This is a genomic window from Phyllobacterium sp. OV277 (genome assembly GCF_900104355.1).
GTDB lineage: Bacteria > Pseudomonadota > Alphaproteobacteria > Rhizobiales > Rhizobiaceae > Phyllobacterium.
Genome location: NZ_FNIY01000002.1, coordinates 420,268 through 445,033, shown reverse-complemented (window position 1 = coordinate 445,033; position 24,766 = coordinate 420,268). Strand labels below are relative to the sequence as shown.

The window sequence follows — 24,766 nt, the reverse complement described above, 5'->3', positions numbered from 1 at the left end:
TTCTGCTTTTGACCGATTGAAACAAAATGATTCCGATGGCAGGTTCCTGCCCGACAGGTTCAAGGCGTGACTTCAGGAGAGAGATATGGCGAAGGTGAAAGCGAACGACCTGCGTGGTTCCGTTCAGGCATTGAAAGCACATTTCAAAAGCGGCGCACCGAAAAATATGCGTGCGACCTTTGCAGAAGATCCCAAACGCTTCGACCGCTATTCGCTTCATCTTGATGATCTTCTTCTCGACTGGTCGAAATGTCTCGTCAATGACAAGACATTGTCTCTTCTTGGCGATCTGGCAAAAGTTGCCAATGTCGAAGCCCGGCGCGATGCAATGTTTGCCGGCGAACCAATCAACAATACGGAAGGCCGGGCCGTTCTGCACACAGCGCTGCGCAACCGCTCCAACAAGCCTGTGAAGGTTGATGGTGTGGATGTTATGCCCGGCGTGAATGATGTGCTCAAGCGCATGGGTGCCTATGCGGATGGTCTGCGCTCGGGAGCGATCAAAGGTTCCAAGAACAAGCCGATTACTGACGTGATCAATATTGGTATTGGCGGTTCCGATCTTGGGCCGGCCATGGCAACGCTTGCGCTGTCACCCTATCATGATGGCCCGAAGACGCACTTCGTCTCCAATGTTGATGGCGCACATATCGCTGATACGTTGAAAGACCTTGACCCGGCGACAACGCTGATTATCGTGGCCTCGAAGACATTTACCACCATTGAAACCATGACCAATGCCAAGGCAGCGCGCAAATGGATCGCCGATGCATTGGGCGAGAAGGCCGTTGGCCAGCATTTTGCAGCGGTTTCGACCGCACTCGACAAGGTCGACGCCTTTGGTATTCCAGAAGACCGGATCTTTGGTTTCTGGGATTGGGTTGGCGGCCGCTATTCCATCTGGTCGGCCATTGGTCTGCCTCTGATGATTGCTATCGGGCCTGAAAATTTTGGCCGTTTCCTCGACGGCGCCCATTCAATGGACGAACATTTCCGTAAAGCTGCACTTCATAAAAATCTGCCGATGATGCTCGGTCTGGTGGGCTACTGGCATCGTGCCATCTCCGGCTATACCAGCCGCGCCGTTATTCCCTACGATCAGCGTCTGGCCCGTCTGCCCGCTTACTTGCAACAACTCGATATGGAATCGAATGGCAAGGGCGTCACCGTTGATGGCAAGCCTGTCTCCGGGCCAACTGGTCCTGTCGTCTGGGGCGAGCCCGGCACCAATGGCCAACATGCTTTCTTCCAGCTCCTGCATCAGGGCACAGACACGATCCCGCTGGAGTTTATTGTCGCGGCGAAGGGGCATGAACCGCATCTGGACAATCAGCACGAGATGCTGCTTGCCAATTGCCTTGCCCAGTCGGAAGCCTTGATGAAAGGCCGCACGCTTGACGAGGCCAAGGCGCAGCTTGCTGCGAAAAATCTGCCGAAGTCCGAAGTGAAACGGATTGCACCGCACCGCGTTTTCACCGGCAATCGTCCATCGATCACCATCGTCTACGACAAGCTCGATCCTTTTGCGCTTGGCCGCCTGATTGCACTCTACGAACACCGGGTGTTTGTCGAGGCGCAGCTTTTCGGCATCAATGCTTTTGACCAATGGGGTGTTGAGTTGGGCAAGGAACTGGCGACGGAACTTCTCCCGATCGTCTCCGGCGAGGTCAAGCCAAAGGACAAGGACGCGTCCACGCAAGGTCTTGTCGCGCACTTGCGAAAACGCCGCGCCAAATAGGCTATAATGGCCCAATAACAAACAGAATGGGTTTCCGGCCTTTGCTCCAGGGCCGGATTTGAGGAACCGGGAAAGCATTGATGAAAACCGAGACTATTCAGCTGGCTGGCGATGTGCCGGGCAACCATATTGAACTGCGCGTGCTGCGTTTTGCGGGCAAGGATGAAAAGGCGGTCAGCGCCTATCTGCAATCCTCCCTCCATGGCTCCGAACTGCCCGGCCAGGCTGCCTTGCATTTTCTCATTCCCATGCTGGAAAAAGCTGACAGGGAAGGTCGGATATCAGGCGATATCACAGTGGTGCCGCAGGCCAATCCGGTTGGATCGGCGCAGTGGCAGTCGCATCAACATCTAGGCCGGTTTGAATTCTTTTCCAGCGTCAATTTCAATCGTTCATTCCCGCTGCTCGATACGTTCGATACTTCAAGGCTTGTTCCCATTGATGGCCCGAAATCTCTGGCGGAACGGTTGAAGGCACAATTGCTGCGTCTGGCGCTACCCCATGAAATCGTGCTCGACCTGCACTGCGATGATGAGAGCGAGAATTATCTCTATATCCATCAGGCTTTCCTGCCCGAGATGTATGATCTCGCTGCGGCGCTGGGCTCAACAGCTATTCTGTCATGGAACAGCACTGCCGATGCCGCCTTTGAAGAAGCATGCGCCCATCCGGTTCTGCAACTGCCGGAAGCCAAGCGCGACGTAAAACGTCGCGCTGTTACGACTGTTGAGTTTCGCGGGTTGAGCGATGTCGATATCACTACCGGCAAAGCCGATGCGGAAGGCCTTTATCGTTTCCTCGTGCATCGCGGTGTGGTCACTGATCCTGCCGTCAAGCTGATTGTCGATTTCAAGGGGCCGGTCACGCCACTCGAGAACGTTGAAATGATCCGCGCGCCGCAGGGTGGTATGATCCTGTTTCATGTTGATATCGGCGATGAAGTCGAGGCAGGCGCAAAACTGGTCACGATTGTCACAGTTCCGGGCGATCCTTCGGGCGATATCACGCTGATAGCACCGCAGGCAGGCCGCATCCTCACGCGCCGCAGCCATAGGTACACACGCCGGGGCGATGATCTCCTCAAGCTGCTGGGCGCCAAGCGTTCCGAACAGGCGCGGCCCGGGTCACTGGAAGCCTGATGGCCCGCGCTCAACCTTCGGAAATCCGCGCCATCCTATTCGACAAGGACGGCACGCTGGTTGATTTCAATCGCACATGGTTCGGCATCACCATGGAACTCGCCCACAAGGCCGCAGGCGGGGACGAGGGTCGTGCGCGCGCCCTTGTTGAAGCTGGTGGCTATGACTGGGAGATGGAGCGTTTCCGTGGTGGCTCTGTTGTGGCTGCCGGAACGATCAACGACATTGTCGATCTCTGGCACCCCGAATTGACGCTCGAAGAAAAGCGCGAGCGCATTCGTGCCTATGATGAATATGCGGTGCGTGAGGGATCGCGCCGCGCTGTAGGCATTGACGGATTGCGTGAGACGCTGGAACGGTTGGCCGCGCAGGGTTTTGTCCTTGGCATCGCCACGAATGATTCCGAGGCCGGCGCACGCGCAACCGCCGAAGCCTTGGGGCTGACCTCTCTCTTTTCGGTCATCATTGGTTATGATTCCGTGGCGCGAGCAAAACCCCATGCTGACCAGTTGGAGCTGTTTGCAGCAAAGACGGGGTTTCCGGCCAGTGCCATCGCCATGGTCGGTGACAATGGGCACGATCTGGAAATGGCCCACGCCGCCGGTGCAGGGCTTGCCGTGGGTGTGCTCTCCGGCAACAGCACGCTTGATGATCTTGCTTCGTTAAGCGATGTCATACTGGGTTCGATTGCCGATCTCCCGGATTTTCTGGCTGGGCGGGCTAAATCACAATAGTTCTGATTGATGTGACAAGTTGATGCCCGTGGTGCGTGGTTCGACAAGCTCACCATGAGGGAGAGGGGTGATGCAAGGGAGTCAGGTTCTGCATCCTTTGTGATCTGTAAAGTTGGCGATTAGCATTGCATGCGATCTGTCAGGCGCAGGGATTGCGTATCATCAAGGGCTTCAAGGACAAGGACTATGGTTTACGGGCCTTTGTTTTCGAGGGCCTTGACGGCAACCGGATTGATGTCGGGCAACCCATTTAAAAATCGGGATACATTAAAAAAGAAGAAAGCCGCACGGGGCGGCTTTCTGGTGTTTGTCAGCCGCGCAACTCGCGCCGCAGGATTTTGCCGACATTGCTTTTCGGCAGTTCATCACGGAACTCAATGGTTCGGGGACGCTTATAGTTGGTTAGTCGCTCGGCACAGAACGCCTTGATCGCATCTTCGGTCAACAGCGGATCTTTGCGCACGATGAAGAGTTTGACCACTTCGCCGGAATGCTCGTTGGGAACACCAATCGCCGCCGCTTCGCGCACGCCGGGGTGTTCCATGGCCACTTCTTCGATTTCATTCGGATAGACGTTGAAACCGGAGACCAGGATCATGTCCTTCTTGCGGTCAACAATCTTGGTGTAGCCGCGTTCATCCATATAGCCCATATCGCCGGAACGGAAGAAGCCGTCCGATGTCATCACCTTGGCTGTTTCATCCGGACGGTTCCAGTAGCCGGCCATGACCTGAGGTCCGCGAATACAGATTTCCCCGACTTCCAGCAGTGGCAATTCCTTGCCATCATCGTCGCGAATGGAGAAATCCGTGGACGGAAGCGGTGTACCGATCGTGCCGGAGAATTCCGTCGCATCCAGCCGGTTGGCCGAGGCAACAGGCGAGGTTTCGGAAAGACCGAAACCTTCCGTGATCAGGTTGCCGGTCACTTCATACCAGCGATCCGCAACCGGCCTTTGCACGGCCATACCGCCGCCCAGCGACAGGACAAGACCCGTGAAATTCAGCTTGCGGAAATCCTCATTGTTGAGAAGGCCGTTGAACAACGTGTTGAGACCGGGGAAGACGTGGATCGGCACCTTCTGCAATTCCTTGACGAAGGCGGGAATGTCACGCGGATTGGGGATCAGGATATTGTTGCCGCCAAGCTCCATGCTGATCATCGCATTCACGGTGAGGCCGAAAATATGATAGAGCGGCAGTGCGCAAATGAAGGTCAGATTATCAGGGCGACCCTTCTTTTTGAAACCGACCTCAACCCAAAAGCGCATCTGCGTGACATTGGCCACAATGTTGCTGTGCATCAGGACAGCGCCCTTGGACACACCTGTCGTACCGCCAGTATATTGCAGGAAGGCAACATCGTTGCTTTTGATTTCGACCGGCTTCAGCGTAAGGCCTGCGCCCTGCGAAAGGGCTGTCTTGAAAGGTGTATGGCCGGGCAGGGTCCAGGCTGGCACCATCTTTTTGACGCGGCGCACCACCAGATTGACGATGTGGCCCTTGAGACCCAGCATGTCGCCCATGGTTGCCACGACAACATGCTTGATCGGCGTTGCCGTCAGAACTTTTTGCAGCGTTATCGCAAAGTTTTCCAGAATGATAATGGCCTTGGCGCCACTGTCTTTCAACTGGTGCTCAAGCTCGCGCGGCGTATAAAGCGGGTTGATGTTGACGACCGTCAGGCCCGCACGCAGGATCGCCGCAATGGCCACCGGGTATTGCAGGATGTTCGGCATCATAACGGCAACGCGATCACCCTTGACCAGTCCGCGTGACTGCAGCCACGCGCCCAGATCGCGGGAATGACGATCCATTTCCGCATAGGACATGGCTTTGCCCATGCATGTGAAGGCTGGCCGGTTGGCGTACTTCTTATAGGCTGCCGCGAAGAGTTCGTTGATATTCTCGTAAGGCAGCGGTCCGATCTCGGCGGGAACGCCATCAGGATAGGATTTGACCCATAATTTCGGCGCGGGCATTTTTGCCAGAGATGCGGCTTTTGCGGGCGCAGCCTTGGCAGCGGCGGGTGCAGCAGTTTTGGCCTTTATCGCTGTTTTCTTCGCGGCAGGCTTTGTTACTGCCACAGGTGTCGGGCTTGGTGCCGGTGCTGCTTTAGCCGAGGCTTTCGCGGTCACCTTTGCAGGTTCTGCGCTCTTTGCCTCGGTTGCAGTCTTTGGTGCAGCCTTGGATTTTGTGACAGGTTTGGATTTTGCGGCAGGTTTGGCTTCCTGTGCAACTGGCGCAGCAGCTTTCAATGCCGCAGGTGCCGGTGTCTTCTTTGCAGGTGCTTTCTGTGCAGCCGGCTTTGTTGTTGCGACGGGTGCGGAGCTTGGTGCCGATGCTGCTTTGGTCGCCGCCTTCGCGGTCACCTTTGCAGGCCCTGTGCTCTTTGCCTTGGCTGTTGCCTTCGCCGCAGGTTTGACTTCGCTGATAGCAGGTGCGGTTGCCTTTGTGGCTTTCTTTATGGCGGCAGGTTTGGCAGATGCAGCTTTTGCCACTGGCTCAGCGGCTGCTCGTGGCTTCGGTGCGGGCTTGGCCGTTTTAGCAATAGCAGGCGCTGCGGTCTTTGTATTCGAAACTGATTTTGCTGGTGTCGTTTTGGCAGCTGGTTTTGCTCCTACCGGTTTGACGGCCTTTGCTGCTGTCTTGACCTCGCCGACGGGTTTTTTCGCGGCGGCTTTTACAGTCGTGACGGCGGGTTTCGCCGTTTTGGCTGGCGCTGCCTTTGTACCGGCGCGCTTGGCTGTCACGGATGTTTTTACCGGCGTTGTCTCTTTTGCCACATTAACCTCCCCTGATGGTTTCCTTGTAGCTGGCCTTCGGTCCTCCAACCTCTGCCATGCTACTCAACAATCCTATCTATGGCGAGAGGCGGCACGCTTGCAAGTATTACATTGACGTAAACGTAAAATTGATTGTCACGAAAATGTCTGGTCACGGCGCCATTTCACCCAATAGGCACGATCTGGGCGCAAAGTTGCCAAGGTTCGCCTCGACAAAGCACCGGCCTTTCCTTCATCCTATTCCGACAATCAAAATGGATTCGCCGTGGAAACAATCACCATCGTCCTGCTGATGCTATTGGCCGTTGTGGTCAGCGACTCCATCGTGCGCATACTGCCTTTGGCTGTCCCGCTGCCGTTGGTGCAGATCGGTCTTGGCGCGGCGATTGCTTCGGTTACCACCATTCGCGTTCAGCTTGATCCGGACATTTTCTTCCTGTTGTTCCTGCCGCCGCTGCTGTTTCTTGACGGCTGGCGTATACCCAAAGAGGGGCTTTTCCGGGATAAGGGTATCATTCTGGAAATGGCGCTTGGCCTTGTCATCTTTACTGTCATCGGCGTTGGTTTCTTCGTACATTGGATGATCCCGTCCGTGCCGCTGCCCGTGGCGTTTGCCTTGGCTGCAATCGTCTCGCCAACAGATCCAATTGCGGTGTCAGCCATTGCCGCCCGTGTGCCGATCCCCTCACGCATGATGCATATTCTTGAAGGGGAATCTCTTCTCAACGACGCGTCCGGTCTCGTATGCATGCGCTTCGCGGTCGCTGCGATGCTGACAGGCAGTTTCTCAATCACCGAAGCCTTCTTCACCTTCCTGTGGCTCGCTTTTGCCGGCATTGCCATCGGTATTGGTGTCACCCTTGGCGTCACGCGCGGCAAGGCTTTTCTGGCGCGTAAATTGGGCGAGGAAAGCGGCTCGCAAATCCTTATCAGTCTGCTCATTCCGTTCGGCGCCTATCTTCTGGCAGAACATGTGCACGCTTCAGGCATTCTTGCTGCTGTCGCTGCCGGTATCACCATGAGCTATGCCGAGAACACCACGCAATCCATGGCATTAACCCGGGTGCGCCGCACGGCGGTGTGGGACACAGCGCAGTTTGCCGCAAATGGTGCCATCTTTGTGCTGCTGGGCGAGCAACTTCCCAGCATCTTCTCCGGCGCAGTCAAAAACGTGCAGGAGGCGGGCGAATCCAGTCCCTGGTGGCTACTCGTCTATGTCGTGGTGATCTATGCGGTTCTCGCTACCTTGCGGTTTCTTTGGGTCTGGGGGTCATGGCGCGTCACCATGGCAAAGCGCAGCGCACAGGGTGAAGCCGTGGTCAAACCGAGCTGGAAACTCATCGCGACCATGTCCTTTGCCGGTGTGCGTGGCGCAATCACTCTGGCGGGTATTCTGACGTTGCCGCTGTTTCTTTATGATGGCTCGTTGTTTCCGGCCCGTGATCTCGTCATCTTTCTTGCAACGGGGGTGATCATCCTGTCGCTCATTATGGCGAGTATCGGTCTGCCCCGGCTTCTGCGCAACATTGATCTGCCAGTCGAGGACTCGAACCAGCGTGAAGAGGATTATGCGCGTATTGCGGCGGCGGAAGCGGCCATCATGGCAATCGAGCGCGCCCAGCACGATCTCGCGTCAGGGCGCGCCGATGCTGACATTTATACGGATGTCGCCAACCACATCATGGAGCTTTATCGCAAGCGCATTGATGGGCGTATGCATCTGGGCGAGGAGCGCGAAGAAGTGGCGCGCAGTGAAGAGATCGAGAAACTGCTGCGCATCACGGCGCTGAGGGCAGAGCGGCAGGAAATCCATCGCCTTGTCAGGGCAAGACGGCTCGAAAGCACCATTGCCACGAAGATGGTCAGGGATATCGACCTACTGGAAGCGCGCTTCCAGTAGGTCGGTTTGATCCAGGTTAGTTCCAGTCATCCGGAATCTGACGCACGGCACCCTTGGCGGCGCTGGTTGCCATGGCGCCATAAGCGCGCAATGCCGTTGTGATCTTGCGCTTGCGCTTTTCCTCAGGCTTCCATGCGGCAGTGCCCTTGGCTTCCATCTGGGCGCGGCGTTCGGCCAGAACAGCATCGTCAACAGCCAGATGAATCCCGCGGTTCGGAATGTCGATATCAATAATATCGCCTTCCTGCACCAGACCGATCAGACCGCCTTCAGCCGCCTCAGGGGAAACGTGGCCAATGGAAAGACCTGACGAACCGCCGGAGAAACGACCGTCGGTAATCAGGGCGCAGGCTTTGCCAAGGCCCTTTGATTTCAGATAGCTGGTTGGATAGAGCATTTCCTGCATGCCGGGTCCGCCGCGCGGACCTTCATAGCGGATCAGCACGATATCACCGGGCTTGATGCCGCCATTGAGAATGCCCAGAACAGCGCTGTCCTGACTTTCGAAAATGCGGGCGGGGCCAGAGAATTTCAGGATCGAATCGTCGACACCGGCGGTTTTGACGATGCAGCCATCTTCCGCCAGATTGCCATAGAGAACAGCAAGACCGCCATCCTTGGAATAGGCGTGCTCAAGATTGCGGATCACACCCTTTTCGCGGTCGAGATCAACATCGGCGAAGCGGCGTTCCTGACTGAATGCGACCTGTGTCGGAACACCGCCCGGCGCAGCCATGAAGAAATCATGCACCGACTTGTTGTTGCTGCGCACCACATCCCAGCGGTCGAGTGCCGCGCCGAGGTTGGCCGCATGCACTGAATAGACTGATGTGTCGAGCAGACCGGCACGGTCAAGTTCGCCAAGAATACCCATGACGCCACCCGCATGATGCACATCTTCCATGTGCACATTGGCAACGGCAGGCGCAACCTTGCAGAGAACAGGCACGCGGCGCGACAGACGATCAATGTCACTCATGGTGAAATCAACCTCGCCCTCATGGGCAGCGGCCAGCAAATGCAGCACCGTATTGGTTGAGCCACCCATGGCAATATCAAGCGTCATGGCATTTTCAAATGCTGCGAACGAGGCAATGGAGCGCGGCAGAGCCGTTTCATCATCCTGCTCGTAGTAGCGGCGGGCAAGATCAACCACCAGATGACCAGCTTCGACAAACAGGCGGCGGCGATCCGCATGGGTCGCCAGTGTCGATCCATTGCCGGGCAGGGACAGGCCGAGCGCTTCGGTCAGGCAGTTCATGGAATTAGCGGTGAACATGCCGGAGCAGGAGCCGCAGGTTGGGCAAGCGGAACGCTCGATGGCCTTCACTTCCTCGTCGGAAATGCGGTCATCGGCGGCAGCCACCATGGCATCAACCAGATCAAGCTTCTTTTCCTTGTCATCCCAAACAACCTTGCCCGCTTCCATGGGGCCGCCGGAAACGAAAACAACGGGAATGTTGAGGCGCAGCGCGGCCATCAGCATGCCGGGTGTGATCTTGTCGCAATTGGAAATGCAGACCATAGCGTCGGCGCAATGGGCGTTGACCATATATTCGACGCTGTCGGCGATGATTTCGCGTGATGGCAGCGAATACAGCATGCCGTCATGGCCCATGGCGATGCCATCATCGACAGCAATCGTGTTGAATTCCTTGGCAACGCCGCCAGCGCTTTCGATTTCGCGCGCGACAAGCTGGCCGAGATCTTTCAAATGGACGTGGCCCGGAACGAACTGTGTAAAGGAATTGACCACAGCAATAATCGGCTTGCCGAAATCCTCATCCTTCATGCCGGTCGCGCGCCAGAGCCCGCGGGCACCTGCCATGTTGCGGCCATGTGTGGTTGTGCGTGAACGATAAGGAGGCATAGTCGAAATCCTGCTGAGAACGGGCGAGGGAGCATCTCTATAGAAAAAGCGCTCTCCTGCAAAGAATGGAATTTTATTGCCTGAAAAGACAAGTTTTATTGCATTGATTACATAATGCAGATGCGGAGCGCATGAAACGAGACGTAATGTCTCGCCTCGCGCCCACTCCGGTCAGAACGCGGTGAAGGTCAGCGTTGTCAGCGAACGGGCAATACCCGCAATGTCGAGCACGTTCTCATTGATGAACTTGCCGATATCCTGATCCTCGGGAATGTAGACTTTGGCCAAAAGATCAAACTCGCCACTGGTCGAATAAAGTTCCGAGACGATCTCCCGCTCGAATAGCGTTTTTGCAACCTCGTACGTCTTGCCGGGTGCGCATTGCAGTTGCAGAAAGACAGGCTTCATGAGTTCCTCCAGATGGGTATGCCGCTTTTATCAAGCATAATTGCTGTAACGCTTCTTAGCCAGTTGTTCTCTTCTCGCAACTGCGATATATATCTCGCGTTCGCACAGACTATCTGGGAGAGACCGGTAAAACCGGCGCCGATGGAGCAACCGCCCCGGAAACTCTCAGGCAAAAGGACCAGAATAGTCTAGAACATCTGGAGAGAGGTATGCCCTGCAAAGGTTGTACCCACCGAAGGAGAAAGCCCTGCCCGGTCGAATGACCGGAAAACGGTGCCGACGACACGGGTGGCAAACACCCGGCGGGCGCTCAAAGGGCCAAGCTCTCAGGTTCCGTGACAGATGGGGTTTCGTGCCGTTTTGAACGGCGAAACTGAAACCATGTGTTGCTTGAGGACCGCTATATCATGACCCATATTGCCATTATCGGCGCCGGTATCACCGGCGTAACGACCGCCTATGCGCTCGCCCGTCAGGGCTATTCCGTCACCGTTTTTGATCGCAACCGTTATGCGGCCATGGAAACGTCCTTCGCCAATGGTGGTCAGTTGTCGGCCTCCAATGCGGAAGTGTGGAACAGTTGGTCGACGGTACTCAAGGGTATGAAGTGGATGTTGCGCAAGGATGCGCCGCTCCTGATGAACCCGAAGCCTTCCTGGCACAAATATTCCTGGATGGCGGAATTCGTGATGAACATTCCGCATTACGAAGAAAACACCATTGCCACGACCAAACTTGCCATCGAAGCCCGCAAGCGCATGTTCGAGATTGCCGCCGATGAAAAGATCGACTTCGATCTGGAAAAGCGCGGCATCCTGCATATTTACCGCTCAAAATATGGCTATGATCACGCCGTCAAGGTCAACAAGCTGCTGGAAGCCGGGGGCCTCGACCGCCGTGCCGTCACCAATGAGGAAATCCGCAGCATTGAGCCAACGCTGAACGGTTCTTTTTATGGCGGTTTCTTTACACCATCCGATTCGACCGGTGACATCCACAAATTCACACGCGGTCTTGCCGCTGCTGCCATCCGCCACGGTGTTCGCTTTATAGGCGATGCCGATGTCTCGGCGTTGAAGCATGGCACCGACGGCGTTGTGGTCGAATGGGGCAAGGCGTCGATTGCCAATGCGGAAACCGAGACCGCGCGCTTTGACGCCATCGTTATCTGCGCCGGTATTGCCAGCCGCAAGTTTGCTGCCCAATTGGGCGACCGTGTCAACATCTATCCGGTCAAGGGCTACTCGATCACCGTTAATCTTGACGATGCCGAAAGCCAGAAGTCAGCGCCATGGGTCAGCCTGCTGGATGATGATGCAAAGATTGTCACCAGCCGTCTTGGCGCTGGCCGACTGCGCGTCGCCGGTACTGCCGAATATAATGGCGAAAACCGCGATATCCGTCACGACCGCGTTAAACCGTTGGTTGATTGGAGCCGTGATCTCTTCCCGGGCATGGATACGTCAAATGTCGTGCCATGGGCCGGCTTGCGTCCGATGATGCCGAACATGCTGCCGCGCGTTGGTGCGGGCAAGCGTCCGGGTGTTTTCTACAACACCGGCCATGGTCATCTGGGCTGGACTCTTTCGGCCGCTACGGCGGAAATCGTTGCAGACCATATCAGCGCAGCCATGCCGGTTGACGCCAAGCCGCAGACCGGCTGGCTCGCCGCTGCAGAGTAGATATTTCAAAGAGCGCCTGTCATTTCAGGCGCTCTTTCTATTGTGCTCGACGAGATAGCGCGTGGCGAGTGCGATGTGCCGGGGGATAGGCTTGTCCTTGCGGAAATCTGCAATGAGGCGACGCGAGATTTCCAGCGCCGCCGCCATGCCATCAAGGCTCATGCCAAGCTCATCCATGGCCTCTCTGAACTGACCATTGTCGAACATGGCCGGGGCGAGGCGCTCAAGCCATATAGCGGAGAGTTCTGCGCCATCCTCCCATTCGATCGCATTTCCATCTTCGTTGACTTTGAGTGTTAAGAAGAGGGCATCATTCGTTCGCAGGGTAATGAAAATGCGTTTGCTTGCGAGGGCGGGCATTGTGTCGATAATCTGCGTTTCGCCGGTCCGCCACCTGATTTGAACCTTTCGCTCATTGAGAGCAATTGCTTCGTCAATACGAGGTAGAGGCGCGCCAACAGATATAATATCATCATCCATTACTGCTGTTCCATTCATCTTCAAGGAATCTCCTGTGCTGGAATGCCCATTCACGTACAACCCGGTAATCGCCATTGCGAAGCGAACCCTGCAAAATTGATAGATCCGCCAAGGCAACGATAGCCTCACGATCAGGTGTGATGACGTGAAAGTGGGGCGGGTTATGATCTTCGGCATAAATTTGAATTTTGATATTTCCGATTCTGGCGATGGTCGGCATTCAAAATATCTTTCGATAAAATAGTGCATTGCATGCACTTTGTCAATAAATAGTGCGCAATGTGCACTCAATATCAAGTGCGCGCGAATGGGATGAAACATGAATATTTTTATCAGCAGAGGTATTGGGCAAACTATTGCACGCACCACATAAAAAGTGATTGCAAGGCCAATCCTGCTTGTATCGCGGTTTTGTGGCCATATAGCCACTAATGCTGGGTTGCATGGCCCATCGGGCGCCATTGCGGGTTGGCCCGCTTTTCCCGACATGTTATCGTTTTCTTAAGCTCGAAGGGCGAATTTTAGCAATTGCAGGCGGCGTGCGCGCGTTTCCTGCAGTGTGTCTTTGTGTTTTAATGTGTAGGGAATTTGCTGGTTGATGGACTTCAAGCGCCCACAGGCCAGTTGTTTCGGTGCCGCATTGCTGGCCCTTACGGCTTTTGTCTCGCCTGCCCAGGCCTTTGATCTTTTCGGCGTTCATCTCTGGGGTGCCAAAAAGGAAGACGATGCCGATTCGGTGATCGCCGATCCTCAGAAATACACGGTTGAAACCGCCGCCTCCACAAATGATCAGACCAAAACGCTTGTGGAAGGCGCGTCCGGCCTTTTTGCCGACAAGGAAAAACCAGCCTCCGGCGCGGCGGGACTGCTCGCCAAGGCGCGGGGTGACTACCGGCGCATTCTCGGCGCTCTTTATGCGGATGGCCGCTATGGTGGAACCATCAGCATTCAGGTCGACGGCAAGGAAGCCAGCGATATTCCGCCCGATGCTGTGCTGTCCGATCCTGCCAAGGTGGTTATCTCGGTTGATCCCGGCGCACAATTCCTGTTTGCATCTGCCCGCGTCAAAAACATGGCGCCGCCGACGCTCGACCCAAAGGATTTTGTCGAAAGCCCCGAAAAGGAAGGCTATATCGCTGGTGAGATTGCCCGCTCCACCGCCATCGTCAAGGCCGAGCGCCTTGTGGTCGATGCCTGGCGCCAGCAGGGGCATCCCAAGGCGAAGATTGTAAGCCGCGAGGTAGTGGCCGATCACGAGAACAACCGGATTGATGCGACCATTGATGCGGATCCCGGTGCGAAAGCTGGTTTTGCGCCGGTTCAGGTCAAGGGCACCGAGCGCATGGACCCGGAGTTCGTCGCGTTCATCACTGGTCTGCAACCCGGTCAGGAATACGATCCGGACGAGATCGAAAGGGCCAAGAAGCGCCTGTCGCGCCTTGAGGTCTTCCGTTCGGCACGGATTGAGGAAGGCGATGCCATTGGCAAAGATGGCTTGCTACCGATCACGGTAGCGGTGCAGGAGCAGAAGCTGCGTCGCTTCGGCGTCGGTGGCAGTTATTCGACGCTTGATGGCGTTGGGCTTGAGACATACTGGCTACAGCGCAATCTTTTTGGCCGGGCGGAACGCCTGCGCATTGACGCCAAGATCGGCGGTATTGGCAGCCAGTCCTATGATCCCTCGGAATACAGTTATTTGCTCGGTGCAAGCTTCACAAAGCCCGGCGTCTACACACCCGATACGGATTTCATCGCGTCGTTGATCGGTGAGCGCAAGGTGCTCGACGCCTATACGCAAACATCCATTACCGCTAATGCCGGTTTCACCCAGATTTTCTCTGATGAGTTGTCCGGCAAGCTCACGGCCAATGTTGCCAAATCGCAGTTCAAGGATGATTACTTCGGCACGCGTAATTTCCTGACTGTCGGTCTGATCGGTGGTCTCACCTATGACAGCCGCAACAGCAAGGTCGACCCGGCGCGCGGCTATTATCTTGAAGGCTTGCTCTCACCATTTTACGAAGTCGAGTATGGCAACTTTGCTACCAAGCTCACAGCAGAAGGTCGTACCTATTTCGGTTTTGGCACCGATGACCGGTTTGTGCTGGCCAGCCGTCTGAAACTTGGCTCGATTGTCGGCGCAGAGATTGCCGAGTTGCCCTCGGATGAGTTGTTCTTCGCTGGTGGTGGCGGTTCGGTACGTGGCTATGCCTATCGCAACATCGGCGTGAATGCACGGCGCAATGGCGACAATTATGTCATCGGTGGACGATCACTCGTTGAAGGTTCCGTTGAAGCGCGCGCCAAGCTGACGAACACGATCGGTGCCGTCGCCTTTGTTGATGCGGGCTATGTTGGTGAGGAATCATTCCCGGATTTCGCCCAGCAATTGCGGGTCGGCGTTGGTGCCGGCATCCGCTATAATACAGGTCTCGGCCCGATCCGCCTTGATGTGGCGATGCCGCTTGATCGGCAGGCAGATGATCCCAGTTTTGCTTTCTACGTTGGTATAGGACAGGCGTTTTGACCCGGATTTTCGCAGTCATATTCCTTCTGCTTTTTGCAGCACCGGCTTTGGCGCAGGATAGCGCCGAGGCGGAGAAATCCTATTTCCTCAGCTTCGTCGAAAATCAGCTGTCGACTCCCAATCGGCAGATTGTGATTTCAGACATTCAGGGCGTGCTGTCGTCCGAAGCCAGCATTGGCAGTATCACCATCGCCGATCGCGAGGGCATCTGGCTGCGCATCACCAATGCCAAGATTGTCTGGAGCAGGTTGGCGTTGCTGCGTGGCCGCCTTGATATCAACAGTCTTGGTGCTGAGCGGATTGATGTTATTCGCAAGCCATTGCCTGACAACAGCCTGCCTTCGCCAGAGACCAAGGGTTTCAGCCTGCCGGAATTGCCGCTGGCGGTTATCCTGCAGGATTTGCAGATCGGGCGCATGGCCTTTGGCGAAAATATCTTCGGGTTGAAATCCGAGATTTCGCTTGCGGGTAATGTCACGCTTGACGGCGGATCACTGGATTCAAACCTCAAGGTGCAACGCCTCGACGGGCCGGGAGGCCAGTTTGCCATCAAGGCCGCCTATGCCAAGGCAACCCAGAAGATCGATCTCGACCTTTCGCTCAATGAACCGGCGAACGGCATCGCTGCCAACTTACTCAACATCGAGGGCAGACCTCCGGTCGCGCTGTCATTCAAAGGTTCGGGACCGCTCAGCGATATCGCATTGCAATTGACATTGGATGCTGCGGGCAAGCGCGTGCTAACAGGCAATACACAGATCAACCGGCAGGGTGAGGGACTTGGTTTCAAGACCACGGTCGATGGCCAGATCGCTATGCTGGTGCCGCCGCTTTTCCGGGATTTCTTTGGTAACGACACTGCGCTTGTGGTCAATGGTGTCGTGCGTGATGCAGGCGGTGTGTCGCTTGATCGTTTGAATATCAAGAGCGCCGCCCTGTCGGTCGATGCGACGGGCGATACCACCAATGATGGCTTCCTGCGACGTCTGAAAGTCGACGCATCCATTGCTGATCCGACAGGCAAGAAAGTCATTCTGCCTGTCGCGGGTGGTCAGACGACTGTCGACAGGGCTGTGCTGGCGGTTGCCTTTGGCACGAGTGCCAATAATGACTGGTCGAGCACGGTTGACGTGACCAATCTGACAACCAATAGTTTTGCTTCCAAATCGGTCAATCTGGTTGCCAAAGGGTTGGCGGAAAACCTCGACAATCCAGCAGCTCGCTCGCTGACCTATGATGTAACCGGCGATATATCGGGCATCACGGCAAAGCGTGCCGATGTTGCCAAGGCGCTAGGCGAGTTGATCCAGTTGAAGATAAACGGCGACTGGAAGGCCGGCACGCCGGTCAATCTCAAACAGGCGCTGGTCGCCGCCAACGGGTTCAGCACCTCCCTTGCAGGGACCATCGACAAGTTCATCTATCACGGTGACATACTGGTCAAGGCGTCGAGCATTGCGCCGTTTTCGGAATTGGCCGGACGTGATCTCGCGGGCTCTCTGGATTTGAAAGCGAACGGTGCCGTCGAAGCGCTGACAGGCGGCTTTGATCTGATGCTGGATGGTCATGCCACCGGCATGAAGCTCGGTATTGAATCCGCAGACCGTGTGCTTGAAGGCGAAACCCGCATCACTGGCGGTCTTGCCCGCGGGCAAGCGGGGCTCAGCGCCAAGAATTTCCGGGTTGAAAACGCGCAAACGCTCGTTACCGCCAATGGCACTTTTGCAACCGGCGCCGCCAATTTCGATTTCGGTCTCGACCTCACCAATCTTGCACTCCTTTCTGAGAAGGCCAGTGGTGCGCTGAAGGTCAAAGGCAGTGCGCGTGGCAGTGACGGCATCATCGGTCTGGCTTTCAATGCGGGCGTGCCGGATGGCAAGCTTTCAGGACGCAAGCTCAGCGAAGGCGCATTCTCGTTCAATGGATTACTCCTCAAGGATGCGCTTGATGGCAGGGTATCGGGCCTCGCTTTCCTTGACGGTGTACGTGCCGATCTTGCCACGGAATTTGCGCTTCACGACGATGAAAAACGTCTGAGCAATGTGCAGTTCATTGCCGGTGGAACGCGTCTGCGCGGTGACGTCACCCAGGACAAGAAGGGTCTGCTTCAGGGCAACCTGACCCTCGCCTCCAGCGATGTATCGACAGCCGCAGCGCTATTCCTCCTGGAAGCAACAGGCAAGGCCAATGCTGCCATTGCGCTCACTCACGATGACGAGCAACAGAATGTCGATATCAAGGGCGACATTGATGGCCTGAAGGCAAGCAATGTTGTTGTCGGCAAGGCAGCGATAGCACTGGCGGCCCAGAATATTTTCAAGGTGCCCTCTGCCAACGGCACGGTGACGGCAACCACTGTTTCAGCTGCTGGCATTGAGATTTCCAATCTGGATGCTCAGGCAACACAGGAAGGTAAGACCACCGATTTCAAGCTGAATGCTGCTTTGAAGAATGGTGCTAAAACGTCTGTTGGCGGTTCGCTTGAACCGACCGAGAAGGGTTTTCTGCTGTCGCTGGCCAATATGGATCTGACCAAAGGCGCGCTTGCCGCCCGGCTGGTGCAGCCAGCCGCGATCAATGTTGCTGGCAGCAACGTTTCCTTTGGCGATATTATTCTCGATATTGGCAAGGGCAAGGTGACCGTTCGTGGTGACGTGGCCGAAACGCTTGATCTGTCGGTTGCCATTGACAAGCTGCCTCTCGATATTGCCAACACGGTCAAGCCCGATCTGGGTTTGGGCGGCGAGATCAACGGCACGGCAAAGATTGGCGGCACGCGCGAAAAACCCGATGTCAATTTCAATATGCAGGCCCGTGCCATCACCGCCGCAATGTTGAAAAAAGCCGGACTTGATGGCCTCAATCTTGACGCCAAGGGAACGTCCACCACCGATCAGCTCAATGTCGATGCACATCTGACGGGGGCCAATGGGCTCGATGCTTCGGCGAAAGGTTCTGTGCCCCTGACGCCCGGACAACTTGCTGTTGATCTGACGCTTGGCAATCTGCCGCTTCGCGCTCTTAACGGTGTGGTGAAGGATCAGAATCTGGCCGGTAATGTCACCGGTCGTGGCCGCATCACCGGCACGCTGCAAAAGCCCAATGCCGAGTTCGACCTCAAGGGTTCTGGCCTGTCCGCCAAGCCCTTGCAGGAGGCTGGCCTTTCACCGCTGCAACTCGCAGCCGCAGGGCGCTTTGCCAATGACATGTTGACGCTTTCTTCTGCCAAGGTCGATGGCCCGCAGGGTCTGACAGTTTCCGCAAGCGGCAATGTGCCGGTGTCCGGCTCCGGGCTTGGCATCAATGTAACCGGTAATATTCCGCTGGCGCTTGCCAACCGGTTCCTTGCTGATCGCGGCACACAGGCCAAAGGCAATATTGATGTAACCGCTTCGGTTTCCGGCAGTTTCCAGCAACCGTTGATCCGCGGCATGTTCTCCGCCAATGGCGCTGAGATCGTGGACCCGGAGACCAATCTGCGCCTGCAACGCATTACTCTGCTTGGCAGCATGGAAGGGCAGACGGTGACGATCCGGACGCTCAATGCAGGGCTTTCCACAGGCGGCACGGTCAGTGCAACCGGCACTATTTCCACTGACGCAGCCGCCAATTTCCCTGCCAATATCCAGATCAAGCTCGACAAGGCGCGCTATGCCGATGGCAATATGGTCGTCGCCACGCTGACCGGCGCGCTCGGTATCAACGGTTCATTGACGCGTGATCCACTGATTGCAGGTACCATCAACATCGATCGTGCGGAAATCAGCGTTCCCGAAAGCTTTGGCGGCTCGTCTGCCGTTATTGATGTCAAGCACAAGAAAACGCCAAAGGCTGTTGCCAGGACGCTGAAACGCGCCAAGGCCGATCAGCCGACCACCGCAAAGTCCACCGCACGGCCGAGCGTAGTCAGACTTGACGTCAATGTGACAGCGCCCAGCAAGATTTTCGTGCGCGGTCGCGGTCTCGATACGGAACTTGGCGGTTCGGTGCGCCTGACAGGCCCCGCTACCAATATCCAGCCCGTTGGTGGCTTTGACATGATCCGCGGGCGTTTGGAGATTCTGGGCCAGCGCATCACTTTCACCGAGGGTCAGGTTACATTGGTCGGCGATCTTGATCCGGAACTTAACTTTGTTGCCAGCACGCAAAGCAGTGACATTACGGTGAATGTTGGCGTCAAGGGCCGGGTTTCCGATCTGAAGATTACCTTTTCCTCACAGCCGGAATTGCCTCAGGACGAGGTGCTCGCGCGCCTGATCTTCAACCGCTCCATCACGGAACTGTCGCCGTTGCAGATTGCTCGATTGGCTGCAGCCGCTGCGGAGTTGGCGGGCGGATCAAATTCGTCCCTGATCGACAGCTTGCGCAAAAGCACCGGCCTTGACGATCTTGATGTGGTGACCGACAGCGAAGGCAATGCCGGTGTCAAAGCCGGTCGCTATATCCGTGATAACGTCTATCTCGGGGTGGAAGCGGGTGCGGCAGGCAAGACGAAGGGCACGATCAATCTTGATGTAACCCCGCAATTGAAAGCCAAGGGCTCTGTCGGCAGTGATGGCGACTCGGGCGCCGGCGTGTTCTTCGAAAAAGACTATTGATTGCCTGCTTGCAATGACGATGGTGCGCGTATTGAACCACGCACCATCGGATTCAACGCCTCACTTCCGGGGTGGAAGCACCGGCAGAGGCTCTGCACGCCCTACAATGAATGCGTAAGTAAACGCACCAACCAGCGCCATAACCGCTGCCATGGCAAAGGAAGGCGTATAGTTGCCGTGGAAGCGATCAAGCAATGCGCCAAACAGGAACGGGCTGATAATACCGGCAATGTTTGAAGCGAAGTTCTGGATACCTCCGATTGACGCTACATGATGCGAGCTGGGTGCCACATCGGCAGGCAGGGACCAGATGGCAGTGGCCGCAACGGCGAGGCTGCTATAGGAAATCGCCAGGAAGATAAGAGCCATATAAAGCGATGACACCAGTGCCGCTGGAAGGATGGCGGCACCGCCGAACAATCCGCCAACCATGACGATCTTGCGGACAGTTGTCACATCGGCGCCGCCGCGAATGGCCCTGTCAGCCCAGGCACCGGCGCTCCATGCGGCAACAACAGCTGTCAGGCCTGGAATCATGCCGAATGTACCAAGCTCAGCTAGGTTCAGGCCGCGTGCATTTTTGAGATAGTCCGGGAACCAGGTCAAGAAGAAGTAAATAACGAAGTTCAGGCAGAAGAAGCCGATCATCATGCCCCAGACAGTGCGATAGCGGAAAAGGTCAACCCAGCGAATTTTCACCGCCTCCGCATCATCGGTCGCGTCAGTGCGTCCGCCATTATCAGTAATGTACTGGCGCTCAAGATCATTGGCACCGCTGTGTTCGGCGGGGTCGCGATACATCACATACCAGAAAAACGCCCAGACCAGACCAAGTGCGCCAAGGATCGCAAAGGAGTAATGCCAGGTCGCCAAGGCAATAATGCCGGTTACGATAGGCAGCGCAAGCACGGTGCCGACACGCGAACCGGAGTCAATAACCGCAGTGGCAAAGGCGCGCTCGCTTTTGGGGAACCAGCGTGATGCGGCCTTGGTGGCGCTGGGATAGGCGGGAGCCTCACCGGCACCAAGGGCAAAGCGAACGGCAAAGAAACCCCAGAAACTGGTAGCAAGCGGGGTAAGCGCCGTGAAGGCCGACCACCACACAGCGGCAATGGTGAATGACCGGCGTGAACCAACTTTATCGGTGAACCAACCCGCGATCAGCATCATGCCATCATAGGCCCAGAAAAAGGCACCGAGGATCAGACCCTTCTCCGCATTGGTCAGCTGGAGGTTAAGTTCGGCATCAATGTAGGGCAAGGCCACGCTCAGATTGGCGCGGTCCAGATAATTCATCGTAATGCCGAGGAAGCACATGGCGAGAATGATGTAGCGGACCTTGCTGGCGCCCGCAGGGGCTTTTTGAGGCGGATGGGCTTTTGTAGTTGATGGCATTGTTTGGAACTCCCTTTGCCGCTTATAGCTCAGTCAATCACGCACACTTGGTTTTCAGGTCAACCCTGAATAACAGTCTGCTTTTGCTCACCCAGACCTTCGATACCCAGTGTCATGACATCTCCGGCTTTCAGGAAGATATTCGGCTTCTGGCCAAGGCCGACACCGGGTGGTGTACCTGTAGAGATGATATCACCCGGATGCAGGCTCATGAATTGCGACAAATAGGAAACGAGGTATTTGACACCGTAAACCATCGTCTCGGTCGAGCCGTTCTGGTAGCGGTGACCATTGACTTCGAGCCACATTTTCAGTTTTTGCGGGTCGGCAATTTCGTCCTTGGTGACCAGCCACGGACCCGTTGGGCCGAACGTGTCGCTGCTCTTGCCCTTGGTCCATTGGCCCTGGCGCTCCGCCTGAAAGGCGCGTTCCGACACGTCATTGATGAGGCAATAGCCCGCCACGTGATCGAGCGCTTCTTCTTCACCGACATATTTGGCGTGTTTGCCGATAACGACCCCAAGTTCGACTTCCCAGTCGGTCTTGAGTGAGCCGCGCGGTATCTCCACATTATCATTCGGGCCAACAATGGCCGAGGTCGCTTTCATGAAAATGATTGGCTCCGGCGGTACGGTCGCCCCGGTTTCCGCCGCATGATCGGAATAGTTGAGGCCGATGCAGATGAATTTTCCTGTTCCCGCCACGCAGGCGCCATAGCGTTCCACAGCAACCTCTGGCAGCGAAGCTGGATCAATGCCCGCAAGCGTCTTCAAACCCTCAGGGGAGATCGCTTCACCGGCAATATCCTTGACGTGAGCGGAGAGATCGCGGACCTTGCCATCCTTGTCGACAAGCCCCGGCTTTTCCTGACCGGCAGGGCCATAACGCACGAGTTTCATGGGATAACCTTTCTGATTGGGAGGTGGTCAATAGGTGGCGCGGCCACCGGAAATATCGAAAACGGCGCCTGTGGTGAACGAACATTCTTCACTGGCAATCCATGTAATCAGCGATGCCAGCTCTTCGACTTTGCCAAAGCGCTGCATTGGAATCTTCGACAGCATGTAGTCGATGAATTCCGGCTTCAATTGCTGCAGGATGGGAGTGTCTACCGTCGCCGGTGTAATGGCGTTGACGGTGATCCCATCATGCACCAGCTCCTTGCCCAGTGATTTCGTCAGGCCGATAACAGCAGCTTTTGATGCACTGTAAGCGGAGGCATTGGGGTTGCCTTCCTTACCTGCGATGGACGCAACATTGACGATGCGCCCATAACCGTTCTTCTGCATGATCGGAACGACAAAGCGGTTACAGTAGAAAAGGCCGTTGAGGTTGATGTCAAAGACCCGCTTCCACTCGGCGATGGGATAATCCGCGACCTTGGCATTGGGTCCGGTAATACCGGCAGAGCAGATCAGAATATCGATCTTGCCGAAATCATCAGCCGTATCCTGTGCTGCCTTTTCCACCTGAGCCGGATCGGAGACGTCAAGAGCGATGCCGCTGGCTGTAGCGCCGAGCTTTGCCCTTGCTTCCTCGATCCGCGCTGCATCCATGTCCCAGAGACTGACCGTGCCACCTTCCGACACGATCCGCTCTGCAGTCCTGTAGCCTATGCCGGAAGCGCCGCCGGTGATAACCGCGTGCCGCCCTTCATAGCGCCTGATAGCATTCGCCATGGTTCCTCCCGAATATCTGGCGTCAGTGGTTGTCGCGCGGCAATCCCTTGGTCTGGGCAATGCGCTGGTATTTGACGGCAGGTTTCAGCACCATGCCCTGCGCCAGTTGGTCGACCATGCTGCGCTGGATTTCCTGCCATGGTGTCTGGCTGGCCGGATATTTGAAGCCACCTGCTGCCAGAAGATCATCCCTGCGTTTCTGCAACTCCTCATCGTCGATGAGAATATTGGCTGTGCCCTTCCTCAAATCGATGCGCAGGTGGTCGCCGGAACGCACCAGCGCCAAACCACCATTGACAGCAGCTTCCGGTGATGCGTTCAGAATGGACGGCGAGCCTGATGTGCCGGACTGGCGGCCATCGCCAAGACACGGCAAGGCATGGATGCCCTTCTTGAGCAGATAGCCCGGAGGCTGCATGTTGACGACCTCAGCCGCACCGGGATAACCAATTGGACCGGTACCGCGCATGATCAGGATGCTGTGCTCGTCAAGGCCAAGCTTCGGGTCATCGATTCGGGCATGATAATCTTCCGGACCTTCGAAGACTTCGGCAATGCCCTCAAACGCTTCCGGATCATCAGGATCGGAAAGATAGCGTTCACGGAATTCTTCCGAGATCACGCTGGTTTTCATAATGGCGCTATCGAAGAGGTTGCCCCGCAGGTTGATGAAACCGGCCTTCTTCTTCAGCGGCGTTTCGAAGGGGCGGATGACATCAGTGTTGAGGTTTTCAACCCCCTCGCAATTGGTGCCGATGCTCTTGCCGTTGACAGTAAGCGCCGTTGGATGCGGCAGCCGTTTCGCTTTCAGCAGTTCCGCCACCACAGCGGGAACGCCGCCCGCGCGGTGGTAATCTTCTCCGAGATATTCGCCGGCCGGTTGCAGGTTGACCAAAAGCGGCACGTCATGGCCGATGGTCTGCCAGTCGTCATTGTCGAGCGCAATATCAAGGTGCCGCGCAATCGCATTGAGATGAATGGGCGCATTGGTGGAGCCACCAATGGCCGAATTGATGACAATGGCGTTTTCGAAGGCTTCGCGCGTCATGATATCGGAAGGTTTCAGGTCTTCGCGTACCATCTCGACGATGCGTTTGCCGGTATCATAGGAAATCTGGCCACGCTCGCGGTAAGGCGCAGGAATAGCCGCACCACCGGGTAGTTCCATACCGAGTGCCTCGGCCAGCGAATTCATCGTGGTTGCTGTGCCCATGGTGTTGCAATAGCCGACCGATGGAGCCGAGGATGCAACGATATCCATGAACTCGTCATAATTAATTTCGCCCGATGTCAGCTTTTCGCGCGACTTCCAGACGATTGTGCCGGAGCCGGTGCGCTCGCCGCGATGCCAGCCGTTCAGCATCGGACCGACGGACAGCGCGATGGCCGGAATATTGACCGTCGCAGCACCCATCAGCATGGCTGGAGTGGTCTTGTCACAGCCGATGGTGAGCACAACACCATCGAGTGGATAACCGAACAGCACTTCCACCAGTCCGAGATAGGCCAGATTACGATCAAGCGCTGCGCCGGGCCGTTTGCCGGTTTCCTGAATGGGGTGCACCGGAAACTCAAAGGGAATGCCGCCAGCAGCGATAATCCCGTCGCGCACCCGCTTCGCCAGTTCGATGTGATGACGGTTGCACGGAGAAAGATCAGAGCCCGTCTGGGCGATCCCGATGATCGGCTTGCCCGACTGCAATTCTTCGCGGGTCAGGCCGTAATTGAGATAGCGCTCAAGATAGAGCGCTGTCATCCCCGGATTATCAGGATTGTCGAACCATTCCTGCGAGCGAAGCTTTTTCGGGGTTTTGGTGGTCGTCATAGTATA

Annotated in this window: 16 protein-coding genes, 1 pseudogene and 1 riboswitch; of the genes and pseudogenes, 8 read left to right on the top strand and 9 right to left on the bottom strand. The window is 56.2% G+C overall.

Annotated features, from left to right (window positions below; translation table 11 throughout):
* Positions 1-85: 85 nt before the first annotated feature.
* The 4 genes and pseudogenes from pgi to BLU05_RS08085 all read left to right on the top strand — a co-directional run.
* Positions 86-1,738 carry a glucose-6-phosphate isomerase gene (pgi, locus tag BLU05_RS08100; protein WP_091879130.1) on the top strand — a complete coding sequence of 551 codons (1,653 nt, stop codon included), beginning with the start codon at positions 86-88 and terminating at the stop codon, positions 1,736-1,738.
* Between the two features lie 80 nt (positions 1,739-1,818).
* Positions 1,819-2,877, top strand: a complete 1,059-nt coding sequence (locus BLU05_RS08095) for a M14 family metallopeptidase (RefSeq protein WP_091879128.1) — start codon at positions 1,819-1,821, stop codon at positions 2,875-2,877.
* Positions 2,877-3,611, top strand: coding sequence for an HAD family hydrolase (locus BLU05_RS08090; protein ID WP_091879127.1), 735 nt, complete (start codon positions 2,877-2,879; stop codon positions 3,609-3,611). Before BLU05_RS08095 ends, BLU05_RS08090 begins: the two co-directional genes overlap by 1 nt.
* A gap of 122 nt (positions 3,612-3,733) precedes the next feature.
* Positions 3,734-3,865: pseudogene (locus BLU05_RS08085) on the top strand (VOC family protein); the annotation flags it as partial.
* A 56-nt stretch (positions 3,866-3,921) separates the two neighbouring features.
* On the opposite strand, the gene BLU05_RS08080 reads toward BLU05_RS08085, so the two are convergent.
* Positions 3,922-5,697 carry a long-chain fatty acid--CoA ligase gene (locus BLU05_RS08080; protein WP_348271759.1) on the bottom strand — a complete coding sequence of 592 codons (1,776 nt, stop codon included), beginning with the start codon at positions 5,695-5,697 and terminating at the stop codon, positions 3,922-3,924.
* Positions 5,698-6,661: 964 nt separating this feature from the next.
* On the opposite strand from BLU05_RS08080, the gene BLU05_RS08075 reads away from it, so the two are divergent.
* Positions 6,662-8,296: a Na+/H+ antiporter gene (locus tag BLU05_RS08075; protein WP_091879125.1), complete on the top strand. Its 1,635-nt coding sequence runs from the start codon at positions 6,662-6,664 to the stop codon at positions 8,294-8,296.
* Between the two features lie 16 nt (positions 8,297-8,312).
* On the opposite strand, the gene ilvD is transcribed toward BLU05_RS08075, so the two are convergent.
* Both ilvD and BLU05_RS08065 read right to left on the bottom strand, forming a co-directional pair.
* Entirely contained in the window at positions 8,313-10,166 is a 1,854-nt protein-coding gene (gene ilvD / locus BLU05_RS08070) for a dihydroxy-acid dehydratase (protein ID WP_091879124.1), read from the bottom strand.
* Between the two features lie 171 nt (positions 10,167-10,337).
* Positions 10,338-10,574, bottom strand: a complete 237-nt coding sequence (locus BLU05_RS08065; RefSeq protein WP_091879122.1) for an Lrp/AsnC ligand binding domain-containing protein — start codon at positions 10,572-10,574, stop codon at positions 10,338-10,340.
* 104 nt (positions 10,575-10,678) lie between these two features.
* A riboswitch (glycine riboswitch) is annotated at positions 10,679-10,765 on the top strand.
* A gap of 216 nt (positions 10,766-10,981) precedes the next feature.
* Here BLU05_RS08065 and BLU05_RS08060 point away from each other — a divergent pair.
* Positions 10,982-12,256 carry a D-amino acid dehydrogenase gene (locus BLU05_RS08060; protein WP_091880160.1) on the top strand — a complete coding sequence of 425 codons (1,275 nt, stop codon included), beginning with the start codon at positions 10,982-10,984 and terminating at the stop codon, positions 12,254-12,256.
* 24 nt (positions 12,257-12,280) lie between these two features.
* Here BLU05_RS08060 and BLU05_RS08055 read toward each other — a convergent pair whose 3' ends face one another.
* Positions 12,281-12,736: a DUF2442 domain-containing protein gene (locus BLU05_RS08055; protein ID WP_091879121.1), complete on the bottom strand. Its 456-nt coding sequence runs from the start codon at positions 12,734-12,736 to the stop codon at positions 12,281-12,283.
* Positions 12,729-12,956 (bottom strand): DUF4160 domain-containing protein, encoded by a 228-nt coding sequence (locus tag BLU05_RS08050; protein WP_091879120.1) that lies wholly within the window; start codon positions 12,954-12,956, stop codon positions 12,729-12,731. The genes BLU05_RS08055 and BLU05_RS08050 overlap by 8 nt, the downstream gene beginning before the upstream one ends.
* Before the next feature lie 378 nt (positions 12,957-13,334).
* Between BLU05_RS08050 and BLU05_RS08045 the strand changes: the two genes are divergently transcribed.
* Entirely contained in the window at positions 13,335-15,263 is a 1,929-nt protein-coding gene (locus tag BLU05_RS08045) for an autotransporter assembly complex protein TamA (protein WP_091879118.1), read from the top strand.
* Positions 15,260-19,861 carry a translocation/assembly module TamB domain-containing protein gene (locus BLU05_RS08040; RefSeq protein WP_091879116.1) on the top strand — a complete coding sequence of 1,534 codons (4,602 nt, stop codon included), beginning with the start codon at positions 15,260-15,262 and terminating at the stop codon, positions 19,859-19,861. Before BLU05_RS08045 ends, BLU05_RS08040 begins: the two co-directional genes overlap by 4 nt.
* Positions 19,862-19,921: 60 nt before the next feature.
* Here BLU05_RS08040 and BLU05_RS08035 read toward each other — a convergent pair whose 3' ends face one another.
* The 4 genes from BLU05_RS08035 to BLU05_RS08020 are packed head-to-tail and all read right to left on the bottom strand — an operon-like array spanning position 19,922 to position 24,760.
* Complete coding sequence (locus tag BLU05_RS08035; RefSeq protein WP_091879115.1) at positions 19,922-21,256, bottom strand: MFS transporter; 1,335 nt, start codon at positions 21,254-21,256, stop codon at positions 19,922-19,924.
* 59 nt (positions 21,257-21,315) lie between these two features.
* Complete coding sequence (locus tag BLU05_RS08030) at positions 21,316-22,155, bottom strand: fumarylacetoacetate hydrolase family protein (protein WP_091879113.1); 840 nt, start codon at positions 22,153-22,155, stop codon at positions 21,316-21,318.
* A 27-nt stretch (positions 22,156-22,182) separates the two neighbouring features.
* On the bottom strand, positions 22,183-22,935 hold the full coding sequence (locus BLU05_RS08025) for an SDR family NAD(P)-dependent oxidoreductase (protein ID WP_091879112.1): 753 nt from the start codon (positions 22,933-22,935) through the stop codon (positions 22,183-22,185).
* Positions 22,936-22,957: 22 nt separating this feature from the next.
* A complete protein-coding gene (locus BLU05_RS08020) occupies positions 22,958-24,760 on the bottom strand; it encodes an IlvD/Edd family dehydratase (protein WP_091879110.1) in 1,803 nt (600 codons plus the stop codon).
* Positions 24,761-24,766 lie beyond the last annotated feature (6 nt).